Origin of the sequence: Microbacterium gawkjiense, from assembly GCF_031932225.1 — a bacterium.
GTDB classification, from domain to species: Bacteria; Actinomycetota; Actinomycetes; order Actinomycetales; family Microbacteriaceae; genus Microbacterium; species Microbacterium gawkjiense.
On record NZ_JAUZVV010000002.1, the window covers coordinates 1,088,051 to 1,104,935 of the forward strand.

Here is a 16,885-nt window from a genome sequence, read left to right on the forward strand (position 1 = left end):
GACACCCCGCCCGGGTCCGCCCGCGGCGGGGTGTCGTGCGTCCGTAACACTCCGCCGGCTCTCCGCCGCGGCCGGGACAATGGAGACATGGACTGGCAGACCTCGGAGGACACGGTGCCCTCGGCACCCGTGACCGAGGCCGACGCGCGTCTGCTGCTCGGGCGCCCGCCGGCGACGGGGGCGTGGCGCGACGGCGATCCCGCGGGCGAGCGCCGCTTCGCGCAGTTCGGCGCGTTCGCGACCGAGGGCGGCGCGAGCCTGCCCGGCATCCGACTCGCCTACGAGACCTGGGGCGAGCTGTCCCCCGCCCGCGATAACGCCGTGCTGATCCTGCACGCCCTCACGGGCGACAGCCACGTGCGCGGCGAGGCGGGTCCCGGCCACGCGACCGACGGCTGGTGGGGTGAGATCGTCGGCCCGGGCGCCCCGATCGACACCGACCGCTGGTTCGTCGTCGCACCGAACATCCTGGGGGGATGCCAGGGGTCGACCGGCCCCGCGAGCATCGCCCCCGACGGCTACGAGTGGGCGTCGCGGTTCCCCTTCCTTACGATCCGCGACCAGGTCGCCGCGCAGGTCATGCTCGCCGACGCTCTCGGCATCGACGTGTGGGCGGGCGTGGTCGGCGGCTCGATGGGCGGCATGCACGCGCTCGAGTGGGCGGTCACGCATCCCGAGCGGGTCGAGCGGCTCGGCGTGCTGTGCTCCCCGCCGACGACGACCGCCGACCAGGTCGCGCTCAACTCCGTGCAGCTCGCGGCGATCCAGATGGACCCGCGGTTCGCCGGGGGCCACTACTACGACGCACCCGACGGCGACGGTCCGCATCGCGGCCTGTCGCTCGCGCGCCGCATGGCCCTGCTGAACTACCGCACGCCCACCGAACTGAACCAGCGGTTCCAGCGGTCGTGGCAGTCCGACAAGAGTCCCTTCGGCGAGGGCGGCCGGTACGCCGTGGAGAGCTACCTCGACTTCCACGGCAACCGCTTCACGCGCCGCTTCGACGCGAACTCGTACCTGACCCTCGTCGAGGCGATGAACTCGCACGACGTCGGGCGCGATCGCGGCGGCGTCGAGGACGCCCTGGCACGCGTCACGGCGCGCACGCTCGTGCTGGGCATCGACAGTGACCGGCTGTTCCCCGTGGAAGGCCAGCACCGCATCAGCCGCGGCATCCGCACCACCATCGACGACGACACCGTCGTGCTGCACAGCGACTTCGGCCACGACGGGTTCCTCATCGAGACCGAGGCCGTCGGCCGGCACCTGCGCCGCCTGCTCGAGAGCTGACGTTCAGCGGGGCGACAGATCCGGGGCGATCCGCGTCCCGAAGGTGTGCCGCAGCGCCGACCGCGCCGCGTGCCAGCCCGCGAGCCCGTGCACCCCAGGCCCCGGACTCGTCGACGCGGAGCAGAGGTAGACCCCCTCGAGAGGCGTCCGCCACGGCTCGGGCGAGACGACGGGTCGCTTCAGCAGCTGCCAGAGCGCCGGGGCGCCCGCGGCGATGTCGCCGCCGGGGTAATTGGGGTTCTCCGCCTCGACCTCGACGGCGTTCCGCGAGTTGACGGCGAGGATCAGGTCGCGGAAGCCGGGGGCGAAGCGCTCGATCTGCCGGATGACGGCCTCGGCCCGGTCGGCCGTGCTCCCCGCGGGGACGTGCGTGTACGTCCACAGGGTGTGGCCGCCCGCCGGCGCGCGCGACGCGTCGAACGACGAGGGCTGCGCGACGAGCACGTAGGGCGCGTCCGGAAGGCCGCCATGCGCGATGAGGGTCTCGGATGCCGCGACCTCGGCGCGCGTGCCCCCGACGTGCACCGTGCCGGCCGCCGCAACCTCGGGATTCGCCCACGGCACCGGTCCCGACAGGGCGAAGTCGACCTTCGCGACCGCCCCGCCGTACCGGAACCGTTCGAGCGCACCGCGGTACCCCGCGGGCACGGCGTCGCCGGCCATCCGCAGGAACGCGCGCGGGATGACGTCGAGCAGCACGGCGCGCGCCGGCGGCAGTTCGGCGAGCGAGGTGACCTCGTGGTCGGTCACGATCTCGCCGCCGTGGGCGCGCAGGTCGTCGGCCATCGCGTCGACGATCGCCTGGCTGCCGCCGACCGGGATCGGCCAGCCGCGGGCGTGGGCGTAGGTCGTCAGGGCGAGGCCGGCCCCCGCGCCGGCGAAGCTCGGCAGCGGCAGGATCGTGTGCGCGGCGACCCCCGTGAGCAGCGCCGGCGCGGCATCCTCTCGGAACCGGGCGTTCCACAGCGGACTCCCCTGCTCCAGCGTGCGGGCGCCGAACCAGACCGCCGCGAGCGGATGCCGCGGCACCCGCAGCAGCGGATGCCCGGTGAAGTCCGCGACCTCCGACGCACGCTCGACGAGCGGGCGCAGGAGACGCGCGTAGGCGTCGCCGTCGCGGCCCAGGCCGTCGGCGGTGCGGTCGAGGTCACGGTAGGCGACGCCCGCGCGACCGCCGTCGAGCGGATGCGCGAACGACGCCTCCGGGACGACGAACGCGACGCGCCGGCCGAGGCCGAACTCGCGGAAGAAGCGGCTCTCGAACGCGAGCGGGTGCACGGCGGAGCAGACGTCGTGCTGGTACCCGGGGAGGGTCATCTCGGCCGTCCGGGCTCCGCCGCCGATCGTCGCGCCCTTCTCGTAGACGCGGACGGCCAAGCCCGCACGGGCGAGGGTGACGGCCGCGGCGAGGCCGTTGGGGCCCGCCCCCACGACGACGACGTCGAGGTCGCTCATTCGGCGACGCCCTCGTCCTCGGCGGTCGTCTCGTCGGTCGGCCGCGCGGCGCGCCCCTCGGCGAGGTACGCGAGCCGGTGCAGCGTCTCGTGGTTGCGCAGCTGCAGGACGACATCGAGCAGCGGCTGCGGCACGAGGCTGCCCGGCCCCGCGACCGCCTCCTCCTGGATCCGCACGATGCACCCGTCCCGGTGCGGCTTGACCTGGATGTCGACCTGGGCCTCGCCCATCGGCCATCCCTTCGCCCGCAGCAGCACGTGGCGGGGCGGGTCGTAGACGAGCACCTCGGTCGCGTCGTCGATGAGCACCGGCCAGACGCCGAACGAGTGGTGCAGCCGGGAGCCCACCTGCGGCCATGTGTCGGCGACCTCGCGCATGCGGGACGCGCCGACCACCCATGACGGGAACAGCCAGCCGTCCGCCAGGACGGCGAACACGTCGTCGGGTGTGCAGGCGAACCGGCGCGAGTTACGGGACATGGCTCGACGCTAGCGAGTCGCGGGCTCGGTCGCGGACGGGGTTGCGCCGCCCGCTGCGGCGTGTCAGACCAGGGCGGGTGTGCGGGCGTGCCGCCGCTCGAGGGTGACGCTGAGCGCGGCGATGCCGAGCCCGGCAAGCGCGAGGAGGAAGCCGACCCACACGGGCGCCGCGAAGCCGAACCCCGCGGCGATGACGGCACCGCCCAGGGCCGCGCCCATGGCGTTGCCGGTGTTGAGGGCGGAGTGGTTGAGCGCGGCGGCGATCGACTGGTTGTCGCCGGCGACGTCCATGAGGCGGGTCTGGATGGTGGGACTGACCGCCGATGCGGCGAAGGCGACCGCGAAGACGAAGATCACGACCGTCACGATCCACCCCGAGGTCAGGGCGAGCAGCAGCAGCGACAGCGCCAGCAGGCCGAGCAGCCCGAACATCGCGCGGATCAGGTCGACGTCGGCGAGGTGCCCGCCGACCAGGTTGCCCACCGTCATCCCGATCCCGAGGATCACGAGCGTGATCGGGACGACCCACGCGGGCGACCCCGCGGCCTCGGTCACGAGCGGCGACACGTACGTGTAGACGGCGAAGAAGCCGCCGAAGCCGATGGCGCCGATCCCGAGCGCGAACCAGACCTGTCCGATGCGGAAGACCCCGAGCTCGGCGCGGAGGGTGCGCGAAGGCTCCCCCGCCCGGCGCGGCACCGTCACGGCGATCGCGGCGGTCGCAGCGGCGAAGATGGCGACGACGAGCACGAACGCCCACCGCCAGCCCAGGTTCTGCCCGAGGAAGGTGCCGAGCGGCACGCCGACGACGTTCGCGACCGTCAGACCGGTCAGCACGAAGGCGACGCCCTTGGCCCGGTTCCCCGGACCCATGACGTCGGCGGCCACGAGCGCGCCGATACCGAAGTACGCGCCGTGGGGCAGTCCCGCCAGGAGGCGCGATGCCGCGACGAGCTCGAACGTCGGCAGCACGAGGGTCAGCGCGTTGAACAGCGTCAGCGCCGCCGCGAGCAGGATCATGACGCGGTGACGCGGGTACTTGGCGACGGATGCCGCGATCGTCGGCGCTCCGATGACCACCCCGAGCGCGTAGAGCGTGATGAGCCACCCCGCCTGCGCGATCGCGTCCTCCTGCGAACTCGCCCACGCGGCGGGCAGCAGCTCGCGCGCGATCTCGGGGAGCAGCCCCATCACGACGAACTCGGTCATGCCGATGCCGAAGCTGCCGACGGCGAGCGCGAGGAGGGCGCGGCGGGGACGCGTGGGGGCGGAGGTCACTCCGAGATCGTAGTCCCGCTCCCCTGCTCGCCACGAATCGATTCGATCGCCGTCTCCAACCGAGCGATCTTGCCGTCGATCTCGCCGGTGTACCCCGGGCGGATGTCGGCCTTCAGCACGAGCGAGACACGGGACCCGAAGGGCTGCACGGCGTCGACGGCGCCCTTGACGACGGCCATCACCTCGTCCCACTCCCCCTCGATCTCGGTGAACATGCTCGTGGTGCGGTGGGGCAGCCCCGACGCGCGGACGACCGTGACGGCCGCGGCGACCGCGTCGTGGACGGAACCGTCCGGGTTGCCGTCACCGGAGGGGGCGACGGAGAAGGCGACGAGCATGGGAGGACCTCCGGGATCAGGGGGCGACGCGGACGGGAGCGGACACGGATGCGGGAAGGCGGACGAGGCGCGCGACCATCCACACCAGGAGGCCCACCAGCACGAGGTTGCGGAGCGTGAGGACCGCGACGGGCAGGACCGCCGGTGTGATGATGCCGCCGTAGAGGACGGGATACACGAGCTGGGTGAGCGCGGCGGCCGTGAGCACGAGGGCGGCGGGAGCCACCCATCGGTGCCGGTCGATCACGAGGCCCAGGACGGTGGGGGCGAACAGCCAGGTGTGGAACTGCGGCGACCCGACCTTGTTCGCGACGATGAGCACGAGCACGAGGGCGAGCGCGAGGACGGGGAACAGGCGCACGAACGGCACTCCGCGACGCACCTGCCAGGCCCCGAGCAGGAGGACGCCGGCGGCCGCGAGGGCGAGCAGCGGCGTCATCGCGGCGATGACGAGGTCGACCTGCGGGCCGGTGACCTGGAAGGTGAGCAGGCCCTGGTCGTAGTACACCGCCGACCCGTCGGCGCCCAGCAGCGCACCCCAGACGTACGGCGCGCTCACGGGCGCCTCTACCTGCAGTCCGCGCCCGGTCTGCCCGGTGACGAATCCCAGCGCATGGTCCGCTCCGCCGGCGGCGACGACGACACCCAGCACCGCGACGCTCACGAGCGCTGCGGCGGCGATCACCCTCGCGCGACGGCGCACCGCGACGACGGCCGCCGCGAGGAGGGCGGCGGGCCACACCTTGATCCAGGTCGCGGCCGCGAGGAGCGCGGCGGCGAGCGCGGGCCGGCGCAGCAGCCACAGGCATCCGAGGATCGCCAGCGGTACCGAGACCGCATCGATCCGATACAGGCCGACGGGGCCGAGGCAGACGATCGCCGCGAGCCAGAAGACGGCGGCGATGACGCGCCCGCGGGAGTGCCCGCGGCCGACGAGCACCGCGAAGGCGACCGCGTCGACCAGCGTCACGAGCACGGCCCAGCCGACCGTGTAATCGCCCACGAGGCCGGCGGGCAGATGGGCGAGCAGCATGGGCAGCAGCGCGAGCTGGGGGTAGACCCAGTCCTGCGTCACGCCGACGACGCCGCCGCCGGAGAACACCGCGCGCGACCACGGCTCGTAAACGCGGTACACGTCGCCCATGGGCTCGTTCGGCAGGAGGAACCCCAGCAGGCCGACACCCGCGTGGACGAGGACGAACACGGTCCACAGCAGCACGCGGTTCGTCACGCGCCCAGCCTACGGGCGCCGCCGACCGACGCGTGTCAGCCGGCCAGCACCTCGGCGACCGCGTACGGCAGGTGCTCCGCGACGTCGAGCGCCGCGATCGGTCCGCCGCGGTGGGCGGCGACGGCGAGCGCCGCCGCGTGGCCGTGCAGCCAGACTGCGGATGCCGCGGCCCGCTGCAGCGCGCCCAGGTCGCCCGGCGCCCCGCCCCGCCCGACGACGCCGGCGATCACGGCACCGACCGTTCCGGCGAGGACGTCGCCGGTGCCGGCGGTCGCGAGCCACGAGGTGGGAGCCGTGATCTCGATCGCCGCTTCGCCGGGCGCGGCGACCACCGTCGTCGCGCCCTTGCGCACCACCACACCGCCGAGGACGGCTGCCGTCTCGGACGCATCGTCCACGTCCGGGTCGAGCCCCAGCATCCGCCGCAGCCGCTCGTGCTCGCGGCCGTGCGGTGTCGCCACGACCGGCGCGGCCGCCGCCGGGGCGAGATCCAGGGCGCCGGCGTCGACCACGACGGGGACCTCCCCCGAGAGGATGCCGCCGAGCGCGGCGCGCTCGCGCGCGGAGCGGTGCGCGGCATCCGTCCCCGACCCGACCACCCACGCCTGCACGCGACCGTCCGCGGTCACCGTCTCGGGGCGCCGGGCGAGTACGAGGTCCGCCGCGCGCTGCGGTCCGAGATAGCGCACCATGCCGACGCCCGTCCGCCAGGCGGCTTCGACGCCGAGCACCGCCGCACCGGGGAAGGCCGTCGATCCGGTCCGCAGGCCGACCACACCGCGGGAATACTTGTCGTCGTCCGCCGTTGGCCCGAAGACGACCTCGGCCGTGTCCGCCCTCGTCCATCCCCGCGCCGCCATGGCGCCCACCCTACTGCGACGGAGTCCGTCCATGACCCTGCTGTTCCGCCCCCTCGAACTGGCCGGCGCCACCGCGCGCAACCGCCTGTGGGTCTCGCCGATGTGCCAGTACTCGGCGGTGGACGGTGTGCCGAACGACTGGCACCACGTGCACCTCGCCCAGTTCGCGACCGGCGGTGCGGGCGTGGTCATCGCCGAGGCATCCGCCGTCACCCCCGAGGGGCGGATCACCCCGCACGACGCGGGGCTCTGGAACGACGCGCAGCGGGATGCCTGGGCTCCGATCGTCGCCGCGATCCACGCCCGCGGCGCCCTCGCCGGGGTGCAGCTCGCGCACGCGGGCCGCAAGGCCTCGACCCACCGGCCGTGGGACGACGCCCGCGGCTCCGTCGCCCCCGCGGAGGGCGGCTGGACGACGGTGGCCCCCTCGGCGATCGCGTTCGACGGCTACGCGCAGCCGGTCGCGATGACCGACGGCGACATCGACGCCCTCGTCGACGCCTTCGCGCAGGCCGCCCGCCGCGCCGACGAGGCCGGGTTCGATCTCCTCGAGGTCCACGCCGCCCACGGCTACCTGCTGCACCAGTTCCTCTCGCCGCTGTCGAACGAACGCGCCGACGCCTACGGCGGATCGCTCGAGAACCGTGCGCGCCTCCTGCTGCGCGTCGTCACCGCCGTCCGCGAGGCCGCGCCGAGCCGGGTGATCGCCGTCCGGTTCTCGGCCACCGACTGGGCCGACGGCGGCTGGGGCGTCGAAGAGACGGCGACCGTCGCCGCCTGGGTCGGTGAGCGGGGCGCGAGCGTCATCGACATCTCCACCGGCGGGCTCGTCGCCCACCAGCGCATCACGACCGGTCCCGGCTACCAGGTGCCGTTCGCGGCCACGGTGCGCGAGCGCACCGGACTCCTCGTCACGGCGGTGGGCGAGATCCTCGACGGCGCGCAGGCCGAGACGATCCTGCAGGACGGGCTCGCCGACGCCGTCATGGTCGGTCGCGGCTGGCTCCGCGACCCCCACTTCGCCCTGCGCGCCGCCGACGAGTTCGGCGACGCGGAGGCTGCGGCGCTGTGGCCGCCGCAGTACCTCCGCGCCCGGCGGCGCTGAGTCGCCCGCGACGCGTCGCCGGCGACCTCAGAGGCGCCGCGTCGCGTCATGCACCTCGCCGACGAGCTCCTCGATGATGTCCTCGAGGAATAGCACCGCCGTCGTCTCCCCCGCCGAATCGCGCACCTGCGCGAGGTGACGACTCGAACGCCGCATGAGCGCGAGCGCGTCCTCGAGGTCGGTGGCCTCGCCGATGGGGATCATGTGGTGGATGCGCTTCGGCTTGATCGGCGCGTCCACCGTCGCCTCGGCATCCGGTCCCTCCGCCGCGCGCAGCACGTCCTTGAGGTGGACGTAACCGAGCGGCATCCCCTCGTCGTCGACGATCACGTAGCGCGAGAACCCGTGACGGGCCACGGCCCGCTCGATCTCGTCGGGCGTCGTGTGCTCGGGTAGGGTGACGAGCTCCGAGAGCGGGACCGCGACATCCTTCGCCTTCTTGTCGGTGAACTCGACCGCCATGGCGACGGCGCCCGACGCGTCGTCGAGCACACCCTCGATGCGCGACTGGTTCACGATCGTGGCGACCTCGTCGAGGGTGAAGGTCGAGGCGGCCTCGTCCTTCGGCTCGACGCGGAACAGGCGGACGACGTGGTTCGCGATCCAGTTGAGCGCGACGATGATCGGGTGGAAGACCCGCGAGACGAACACGAGCGGCGGGGCGAGCAGCAGGACGGCGCGGTCCGGCAGCGAGAACGCGAGGTTCTTCGGCACCATCTCGCCGAACACGACGTGCAGGTACGACACGACCAGCAGCGCGATGACGAACCCGGTGACGTCGACGACCGCGTACGGCAGCCCGATCGCCTCCAGCGGCACGGCCAGCAGGTGGTGGATCGCCGGCTCCGAGACGTTCAGGATCAGCAGCGAGCAGATCGTGATGCCGAGCTGGCACGTGGCGAGCATGAGCGTGGCGTGCTCCATCGCCCACAGCGCGGTCTTCGCCGAGCGGGACCCCTTCTCGGCGAGGGGCTCGATCTGCGAGCGTCGCGCCGAGATGACGGCGAACTCCGCGCCGACGAAGAAGGCGTTGGCCACGAGGAGGACGACCAGCCAGGCGATTCCGGCCCAGTCGCTCATCGGCGCTCACCTCCTTCGGTCTCGGCGCCGACCGGCACGGGAGCGGGCACGAACTTGACGCGGTCGACGCGACGACCGTCCATCCGCTGCACGGTGATGGTCCCGTCCTCGAGGGTGATCTGATCGCCGACCGCCGGGATGCGCTCGAGCGTGGCCATGATGAAGCCGCCGACGGTGTCGTACACGTCGCCCTCGGGGACGCGGATGCCGGTGCGGTCGAGCACCTCGTCGGGACGCAGGTCGCCGGGGAAGATGATCGACCCCTTCGCCCGCACGACGCCCGCGCGGCTGCGGTCGTGCTCGTCGAGTACCTCGCCCACGATCTCCTCGACGAGATCCTCGAGCGTCACGACACCCGCCGTGCCGCCGTACTCGTCGACGACGATCGCCATCTGGTACCCGCGGGAGCGCAACTCGGACATGAGGCCGTCGAGGTGGACGGCCTCGGGGACGCGCAGGGGCTCCTGCGCGATCGCGGCGGCGGGGACGTCGGCACGACGCTCGCGCGGCACCGACACGGCCTGCTTGAGGTGGACGATGCCGGTGATGTCGTCCATCGACTCGCCGTAGACGGGGAACCGGCTGTGGCCGGTGCGGCGCGCGAGCTGCACGATCTCCTCGACGCTGTCGTCGGCGGCGACGGCGTGGACGCTCGGCCGGGGCGTCATGACGTCGGCGGTCGTGAGCCGCGAGAAGGTCAGCGTGCGATCGAGCAGCGACGCGGTGTCCTCCTCGAGGACACCGGCGCTCGCGGAGCGCCGCACGAGGCTCGACAGCTCCTCGGCGGTGCGGGCACCCGACAGCTCCTCCTTGGGCTCGACGCCCATGGCACGCAGCACCGCGTTGGCGCTGCCGTTGAGGAGGAGGATGGCGGGGCGGAAGACCGTCGTGAAGACCGTCTGGAACCCGATCACGAGCTTCGCGGTCTGCCGCGGGACGGCGAGCGCGAAGTTCTTCGGGACGAGCTCGCCGATGATCATCGAGAAGACGGTCGCGACCGTGATCGCCACGACGGTCGCGATGGGACGGGATGCCGCCTCCGGCACGCCCCAGAGGGCGAAGACCGGGTTCAGCAGGTTCGACAGCGCCGGTTCCATCGTGTAACCGGTCAGGAGCGTCGTCAGCGTGATGCCGAGCTGCGCGCTCGACAGGTGCGTCGAGGTGATCCGCAGCGCGTTGATCGTCAGCGACAGACGGGTCTCGCCGGCGGCGCGGCGCGCCTCGAGGTCGGCGCGGTCGAGGTTCACGAGGGCGAACTCACTCGCGACGAACAGACCGGTTCCCACGGTCAGGAGCAGCCCCACGCCCAACATGACGTAGTCCATCACACGTCACCCCCGATCATCGGGGAGCAGGGTCGGTGGGGCGAGGGTCTACTGGGAGGGTCGTCCATTGTGCGGACGATTCTACGGCACGCCCGCCCCCACCCGGGGGCGCCGGCTCACCAGCTGACGGGCAGGGCCTTGCCCTCCTCGTATCCGGCCGCCGACTGGAAACCGACCGTCGCCCGCTCGTGGAAGTCGGCGACCGTCGCGGCTCCGGCGTACGTGAACGACGAACGCACACCCGAGGTGATCATGTCGAGCAGGTCCTCGACGCTCGGGCGCAGCGGGTCGAGGTAGATGCGCGACGACGAGATGCCTTCGGCGAACAGCTCCTTCCGGGCACGCTCGAACGGGTCGAGGCGACCGAAGCGCCCCTGTACCGCTTTCGTCGACGCCATGCCCCACGATTCCTTGAAGACCCGCCCGTCGGCGTCGACCCGCAGCTCGCCCGGCGCCTCGATCGTGCCGGCGAACCACGAGCCGATCATGACGGATGCCGCGCCCGCCGCCAGGGCCAGGGCGACGTCCCGGGGGTAGCGGACACCCCCGTCCGCCCAGACGTGGGCACCGGCGGCGGTCGCCGCTTCGGCGGTCTCGAGCACCGCGGAGAACTGCGGACGGCCGACGGCCGTCATCATGCGGGTCGTGCACATGGCGCCCGGGCCGACCCCGACCTTCAGGATCGTGGCGCCCGCCTCGACGAGGTCGCGGACCCCCTCGGCGGTGACCACGTTGCCGGCGACGATGGGCAGCTCGAGCCCCTCGGCGTGGACGGCGCGGAGCGCCCGGATCATGCTTTCCTGGTGACCGTGCGCGGTGTCGACGACGAGCGCGTCGACACCGGCGGCCGCAAGGGCGCGCGCCTTCGCCGCGACGTCGCCGTTGATCCCGACGGCTGCGGCGACGATGAGGCGTCCGTCGGCGTCGACCGCCGGACGGTACAGCGAGGAGCGCAGGGCCGTCCGCTGCGACAGCGTGCCCACGAGGTGGCCGTGCTGCAGGACCGTGACGATGTCGGCATCCGCCGCGACCAGGAGGTCGAAGGCCGCCCGCGCGGTGTCCACGTCGTCGGCGTCGATGGATGCGGCCCGCCCCCGCACGAGGTCGCCGAGCCGCGCGTCCGGCAGGGCCGTCCCCAGCCGCTCGGCGGGAACGATGCCGAGGATGTCGTCGACGTGCACCCGCGGTGCGCCCGCACCGTGCGCCGACGTCGCGACGACGATCCCGTGCCCCGCGGCCGGAGGCAGGAGTGCGGCCGCCTCCGACACGAGCGCCTCCGGCGGCAGGACGAGCGGGGTGTCCCAGCGCACCGGCTGGTCCTTGACCCACCGGATCGCCGCGTCGACCTCCTGCAGCGGCATGTCCTGGGGCAGAACCGCGAGCCCGCCGCGACGGGCCAGGGTCGCCGCGAGGCGCGGTCCCGTGACGGAGTTCATGTTGGAGGCGACGAGCGGGATCGTCGCACTCGTCCCGTCGCCGGGTGAGAGGTCGACGTCGAGGCGACTCGTCACGTCCGACCGTCGCGGGACGAGGAACACGTCGGAGTAGGTCAGGTCGCCTGCGGGCCGCTCACCGGAGAAGTGCATACTCCCACGCTAGGCGACCGTCGAGCCCCTGCGCCGGGCGGCGTGAGCGGGTCGGGCGGACGCGAACCTGGGATACCCTTGATCTCTGTGCGCGAGGCCGCGCGGGCACCGCACATTTCGAACGTCGACGACGAAAGCAGGCGGAACCGTGTCCAGTCAGGCGACCGGCGTGGGAACTACGAGCGACGGGGAGTTCGGAGCCAACGAATGGCTCGTCGCGGAGCTGTACGAGCAGTACAGCCGCGACAAGAACTCGGTGGACAAGGAGTGGTGGCCGATCCTCGAGGCCTACACCCCCGACGGAGCTTCCGGCGCACCCGCGACGGAACCCGCACCGGCGGCATCCGCACCGGCCGGATCCGCCGCACCGGCTTCCGCTCCGGCGGCCCCCGCAGCGGAGAACCGTCCCGCCGCGGCGAGCGCCCCGCCCGTCGCCCGGACGACCGCGCGTCCGGCCGCACCGCAGCCGATCCCGGCCGAGGCTCCTAAGGCCGCACCCGCCGCCGACAAGGCCGTCCTCGAGGACACCGTCACGCCGCTGCGCGGACTGCCGAAGACCCTCGCGGCCAACATGGACGAGTCCCTCACCGTCCCGACCGCGACGAGCGTGCGAACGATCCCGGCGAAGCTGATGATCGACAACCGCATCGTCATCAACAACCACATGTCCCGCACGCGCGGCGGGAAGGTGAGCTTCACCCACATCATCGGGTGGGCGCTCATCCAGGCCCTGAAGGCCTTCCCTACCCAGAACGTGTACTACGCCGAGGTCGACGGCAAGCCGTCCGTCGTCGCGCCCGCCCACATCAACCTCGGCATCGCGATCGACCTGCCGAAGCCCGACGGCACGCGCGCCCTCATGGTGCCGAGCATCAAGCAGGCCGAGACGCTGACGTTCGGCGAGTACCTCACCGCTTATGAGGACCTCGTCCAGCGCGCCCGCAAGAACAAGCTCACCGCGGCGGACTTCCAGGGGACGACGGTCTCGCTGACCAATCCCGGCGGCATCGGCACGGTCCACTCCGTCCCGCGCCTGATGAAGGGCCAGGGCTGCATCATCGGCGCCGGCGCCCTCGACTACCCGGCCGAGTTCCAGGGCGCGAGCGAGAAGACGCTCGGCGAGCTCGGCATCGGCAAGACCATCACGCTCACGAGCACCTACGACCACCGCGTCATCCAGGGTGCCGGCTCGGGCGAGTTCCTGAAGATCGTGCACCAGCTGCTGATCGGCCAGGAGGGGTTCTACGACGACATCTTCGCGGCGCTCCGCATCCCCTACTCCCCCATCCGCTGGTCGAGCGACATCAAGGTCGACGTCGCCGAGCGCGTCGACAAGACGGCTCGCGTACAGGAGCTCATCAACTCCTACCGCGTCCGCGGCCACATGATGGCCGACATCGACCCGCTCGAGTACGTGCAGCGCACGCACCCCGACCTCGAGATCGAGAACCACGGCCTGACCTTCTGGGACCTCGACCGCGAGTTCGTCACGAACGGCTTCGGCGGCAAGCGCACGATGAAGCTGCGCGACATCCTGGGCATCCTGCGCGACTCGTACTGCCGCACCATCGGCGTCGAGTACATGCACATTCAGGACCCGACGCAGCGCAAGTGGTTCCAGGACAACCTCGAGGTCAAGTACCAGAAGCCCGGCCACGACGAGCAGCTGCGCGTGCTCGGCAAGCTCAACGAGGCCGAGGCGTTCGAGACCTTTCTGCAGACGAAATTCGTCGGCCAGAAGCGGTTCAGCCTCGAGGGCGGCGAGTCGCTCGTGCCACTGCTCGACCAGATCCTGCAGGGCGCGGCGGCCGAGGGCCTCGACGGCGCCGCCATCGCCATGGCCCACCGCGGTCGCCTCAACGTCCTCACGAACGTCGCCGGCAAGACCTACAGCCAGATCTTCCGCGAGTTCGAGGGCTCCGTCGCCGTCGGCTCGAAGAGCGGCTCGGGCGACGTCAAGTACCACCTCGGCACCCAGGGCACCTTCGTCGCCGACGGCGGCGAGGAGCTCCCCGTCTACCTCGCGGCGAACCCCTCGCACCTCGAGACGGTCGACGGCGTCCTCGAGGGCATCGTCCGCGCCAAGCAGGACCGCCTCCCCATCGGCTCGTTCTCGTGGCTGCCGATCCTCGTCCACGGCGACGCGGCCTTCGCCGGCCAGGGCGTCGTGATGGAGACCCTGCAGATGTCGCGTCTGCGCGGCTACCGCACGGGCGGCACGGTGCACGTCGTCGTCAACAACCAGGTCGGCTTCACGACGCTCCCCCTCGACGCCCGCACGTCGATCTACGCGACCGACGTCGCCAAGACGATCCAGGCGCCGATCTTCCACGTGAACGGCGACGACCCCGAGGCCGTCGTCCACGTCGCCGAGCTCGCCTTCCGCTACCGGCAGGAGTTCAACCGGGATGTCGTGATCGACCTCGTCTGCTACCGGCGCCGCGGTCACAACGAGGGCGACGACCCCTCGATGACGCAGCCGCTCATGACGAACCTGATCGAGGCCAAGCGCTCGGTGCGCAAGCTCTACACCGAGGCGCTCGTCGGTCGCGGCGACATCACCGAGGAGGAGTACGAGAAGGCCAAGCAGGACTTCCAGAACCGCCTCGAGATCGCCTTCGCCGAGACGCACGCCGCCCAGACCGGTACCTCGCCGGTCGTCGCGGCGGACGAACCGGCCGACACGGCCGTCGGCGAGCCCGAGACCACCGGGGTCGCCCGCGACGTCATCGAGCGCATCGGGGACGCGTTCGTCAACAAGCCCGAGGGCTTCACGGTCCACACCAAGCTGCAGCAGCTGCTCGAGAAGCGGCACGACATGAGCCGCAACGGCAAGATCGACTGGGGCTTCGGCGAGCTGCTCGCGTTCGGTTCGCTGCTGGTCGAGGGCTCGAACGTCCGCCTCGCCGGTCAGGACGTCCGACGCGGCACGTTCGTGACGCGTCACGCCGTCATGCACGACCGTGCGAACGGTCAGGAGTGGCTGCCGCTGGCGAACCTGAGCGACAACCAGGGCCGTTTCTACGTGTACGACTCGCTCCTGAGCGAGTACGCCGCGATGGCGTTCGAGTACGGCTACTCGGTCGAGCGGGCCGACACCCTCACGCTGTGGGAGGCCCAGTTCGGCGACTTCGCCAACGGCGCCCAGTCGGTGATCGACGAGTTCATCTCCTCGGCCGAGCAGAAGTGGGGCCAGCAGTCCGGCGTCGTGCTCCTGCTCCCCCACGGCTACGAGGGCCAGGGACCCGACCACTCGTCGGCGCGCATCGAGCGCTACCTGCAGATGTGCGCGCAGGACAACATGACCGTCGCACGTCCGTCGACGCCGGCGTCGTACTTCCACCTGCTGCGCCGTCAGGCGTACGCCCGCCCGCGCCGGCCGCTCGTCGTCTTCACGCCGAAGGCGATGCTGCGCCTGCGCAACGCCACGAGCCCCGTCGAGGACTTCCTCGACGGCCGGTTCGAGCCGGTGATCGACGACAGCCGCTCCCTCGACCGCGAGGCGGTGACCCGGGTGCTGCTGCACGCCGGCAAGATCCACTGGGACCTCGCCGCCGAGCTCGAGAAGAGCCCGAACGAGAAGGTCGCGCTCGTCCGCCTGGAGCAGTACTACCCGGCGCCGATCGACCAGCTCAACGCGGTGCTCGACAGCTACCCGAACGCCGAGCTGTTCTGGGTCCAGGAAGAGCCCGAGAACCAGGGCGCCTGGCCGTTCATCGCGCTCGAGGTCGTCAAGCACCTCCACGGCCGCACGATCAAGCGGATCTCGCGTTCCTCGGCCGCCTCCACAGCGACCGGCTCGCCGAAGGTCCACGCCCGCGAGCACGCCGCGATCATGGTGAAGGCGCTCACCTTCTGAGCGCCTTCACGAAAGAAGAGGCCCCGCTTCGGCGGGGCCTCTTCTTTCGTGAGACAGCGGGTGCCGTCCGGTCAGTGGTGCGTCGCCTGCTCCGCGCGCAGCCGCGCGAGCACCTGATCGCGCAGGTCCTCCGGCGCCGCCTCCTTGCACGCGCGCGCGACCACCGCGGTCAGGGTGGTGGCGACCAGGGCTTCGTCGCGGCACGCGGCGCAGTTCTCCAGGTGCTCGGTGATGTCCGAGTGGCGCGTGTGGCAGATCTCGTTGCGCAGGTACTCCTCGAGGTCCTGCCGGGCTTTGTCGCAACCGCAGTCGGTCATTTCGCACTCCTCGTGGCGGGCACATCGATGCCGCGCTCTTTCGCATATTCGGACAGCAGGTCGCGGAGCTGACGTCTGCCACGGTGCAGACGGCTCATGACCGTGCCGATGGGGGTTTTCATGATGTCCGCGATCTCCTGATACGCGAATCCTTCGACATCCGCGAGGTACACGGCCAGTCGGAAGTCCTCCGGGAGCGACTGCAACGCGTCCTTCACGACGGATGCCGGCATGTGGTCGATCGCCTCGGCCTCGGCCGATCGCGCCGACGACGCCGTGGTCGACTCGGCCCCGCCGAGCTGCCAGTCCTCCAAGTCGTCGATCGTGCCCTGGTAGGGCTCGCGCTGCTTCTTCCGGTACGTGTTGATGTACGTGTTCGTGAGGATGCGGTACAGCCACGCCTTGAGGTTGGTGCCCTGCGTGAACGACGCCCACGCGGCGAACGCCTTCACGAAGGTCTCCTGGACGAGATCCGACGCGTCGGCCGGGTTGCGGGTCATCCGCATGGCCGCAGCGTAGAGCTGGTCCATGAAGGGGAGCGCCTGCTCCTCGAACTGGGTACGCGGGTCGTCGACCGCCTGATCGTTCATCGCAGGCCAGTCTACGTCGGCCCCTTCGGCGAGCACGGGCGCATCAGCTGTCGCGATCATCGCGCTCCTCTCCCCTGGCATGCACGGTGTCG

General features: G+C 71.8%; 14 protein-coding genes. 3 read left to right on the forward strand and 11 right to left on the reverse strand.

The window, feature by feature from the left end:
- Positions 1-87: 87 nt before the first annotated feature.
- The gene (gene metX, locus Q9S71_RS13515; RefSeq protein WP_311862869.1) at positions 88-1,290 is read left to right on the forward strand and encodes a homoserine O-acetyltransferase MetX; all 1,203 of its coding nucleotides are present in this window, start codon (positions 88-90) and stop codon (positions 1,288-1,290) included.
- A 3-nt stretch (positions 1,291-1,293) separates the two neighbouring features.
- Here the strand turns inward: metX and Q9S71_RS13520 are convergent, their stop codons facing one another.
- The 6 genes from Q9S71_RS13520 to Q9S71_RS13545 form a co-directional block, all read right to left on the reverse strand.
- Positions 1,294-2,745 carry a phytoene desaturase family protein gene (locus Q9S71_RS13520; protein ID WP_311862870.1) on the reverse strand — a complete coding sequence of 484 codons (1,452 nt, stop codon included), beginning with the start codon at positions 2,743-2,745 and terminating at the stop codon, positions 1,294-1,296.
- Positions 2,742-3,224: an SRPBCC family protein gene (locus Q9S71_RS13525; protein WP_064001434.1), complete on the reverse strand. Its 483-nt coding sequence runs from the start codon at positions 3,222-3,224 to the stop codon at positions 2,742-2,744. Before Q9S71_RS13525 ends, Q9S71_RS13520 begins: the two co-directional genes overlap by 4 nt.
- A 63-nt stretch (positions 3,225-3,287) precedes the next feature.
- Positions 3,288-4,502 carry an MFS transporter gene (locus Q9S71_RS13530; RefSeq protein WP_311862871.1) on the reverse strand — a complete coding sequence of 405 codons (1,215 nt, stop codon included), beginning with the start codon at positions 4,500-4,502 and terminating at the stop codon, positions 3,288-3,290.
- The gene (locus Q9S71_RS13535) at positions 4,499-4,840 is read right to left on the reverse strand and encodes a thiamine-binding protein (protein WP_064001432.1); all 342 of its coding nucleotides are present in this window, start codon (positions 4,838-4,840) and stop codon (positions 4,499-4,501) included. Before Q9S71_RS13535 ends, Q9S71_RS13530 begins: the two co-directional genes overlap by 4 nt.
- 16 nt (positions 4,841-4,856) lie before the next feature.
- Complete coding sequence (locus Q9S71_RS13540; protein WP_311862872.1) at positions 4,857-6,071, reverse strand: glycosyltransferase 87 family protein; 1,215 nt, start codon at positions 6,069-6,071, stop codon at positions 4,857-4,859.
- Positions 6,072-6,106: 35 nt separating this feature from the next.
- Complete coding sequence (locus tag Q9S71_RS13545; RefSeq protein WP_217531231.1) at positions 6,107-6,940, reverse strand: ADP-dependent NAD(P)H-hydrate dehydratase; 834 nt, start codon at positions 6,938-6,940, stop codon at positions 6,107-6,109.
- A gap of 22 nt (positions 6,941-6,962) precedes the next feature.
- On the opposite strand from Q9S71_RS13545, the gene Q9S71_RS13550 reads away from it, so the two are divergent.
- The gene (locus tag Q9S71_RS13550; RefSeq protein WP_311862873.1) at positions 6,963-8,036 is read left to right on the forward strand and encodes an NADH:flavin oxidoreductase/NADH oxidase; all 1,074 of its coding nucleotides are present in this window, start codon (positions 6,963-6,965) and stop codon (positions 8,034-8,036) included.
- Between the two features lie 27 nt (positions 8,037-8,063).
- On the opposite strand, the gene Q9S71_RS13555 is transcribed toward Q9S71_RS13550, so the two are convergent.
- The 3 genes from Q9S71_RS13555 to guaB1 all read right to left on the reverse strand — a co-directional run bounded on the left by Q9S71_RS13555 (position 8,064) and on the right by guaB1 (position 12,027).
- Entirely contained in the window at positions 8,064-9,116 is a 1,053-nt protein-coding gene (locus Q9S71_RS13555) for a hemolysin family protein (protein WP_311862874.1), read from the reverse strand.
- Positions 9,113-10,441: a hemolysin family protein gene (locus Q9S71_RS13560; RefSeq protein ID WP_064001427.1), complete on the reverse strand. Its 1,329-nt coding sequence runs from the start codon at positions 10,439-10,441 to the stop codon at positions 9,113-9,115. The genes Q9S71_RS13555 and Q9S71_RS13560 overlap by 4 nt, the downstream gene beginning before the upstream one ends.
- Before the next feature lie 116 nt (positions 10,442-10,557).
- Positions 10,558-12,027 (reverse strand): GMP reductase, encoded by a 1,470-nt coding sequence (gene guaB1 / locus Q9S71_RS13565; RefSeq protein ID WP_311862875.1) that lies wholly within the window; start codon positions 12,025-12,027, stop codon positions 10,558-10,560.
- Positions 12,028-12,175: 148 nt separating this feature from the next.
- Between guaB1 and Q9S71_RS13570 the strand changes: the two genes are divergently transcribed.
- Positions 12,176-15,886: a multifunctional oxoglutarate decarboxylase/oxoglutarate dehydrogenase thiamine pyrophosphate-binding subunit/dihydrolipoyllysine-residue succinyltransferase subunit gene (locus tag Q9S71_RS13570; RefSeq protein ID WP_311862876.1), complete on the forward strand. Its 3,711-nt coding sequence runs from the start codon at positions 12,176-12,178 to the stop codon at positions 15,884-15,886.
- 71 nt (positions 15,887-15,957) lie between these two features.
- Here Q9S71_RS13570 and Q9S71_RS13575 read toward each other — a convergent pair whose 3' ends face one another.
- Complete coding sequence (locus tag Q9S71_RS13575; protein ID WP_064001424.1) at positions 15,958-16,203, reverse strand: hypothetical protein; 246 nt, start codon at positions 16,201-16,203, stop codon at positions 15,958-15,960.
- Positions 16,200-16,853, reverse strand: a complete 654-nt coding sequence (locus tag Q9S71_RS13580) for a sigma-70 family RNA polymerase sigma factor (protein WP_311862878.1) — start codon at positions 16,851-16,853, stop codon at positions 16,200-16,202. Before Q9S71_RS13580 ends, Q9S71_RS13575 begins: the two co-directional genes overlap by 4 nt.
- Positions 16,854-16,885: the final 32 nt, after the last annotated feature.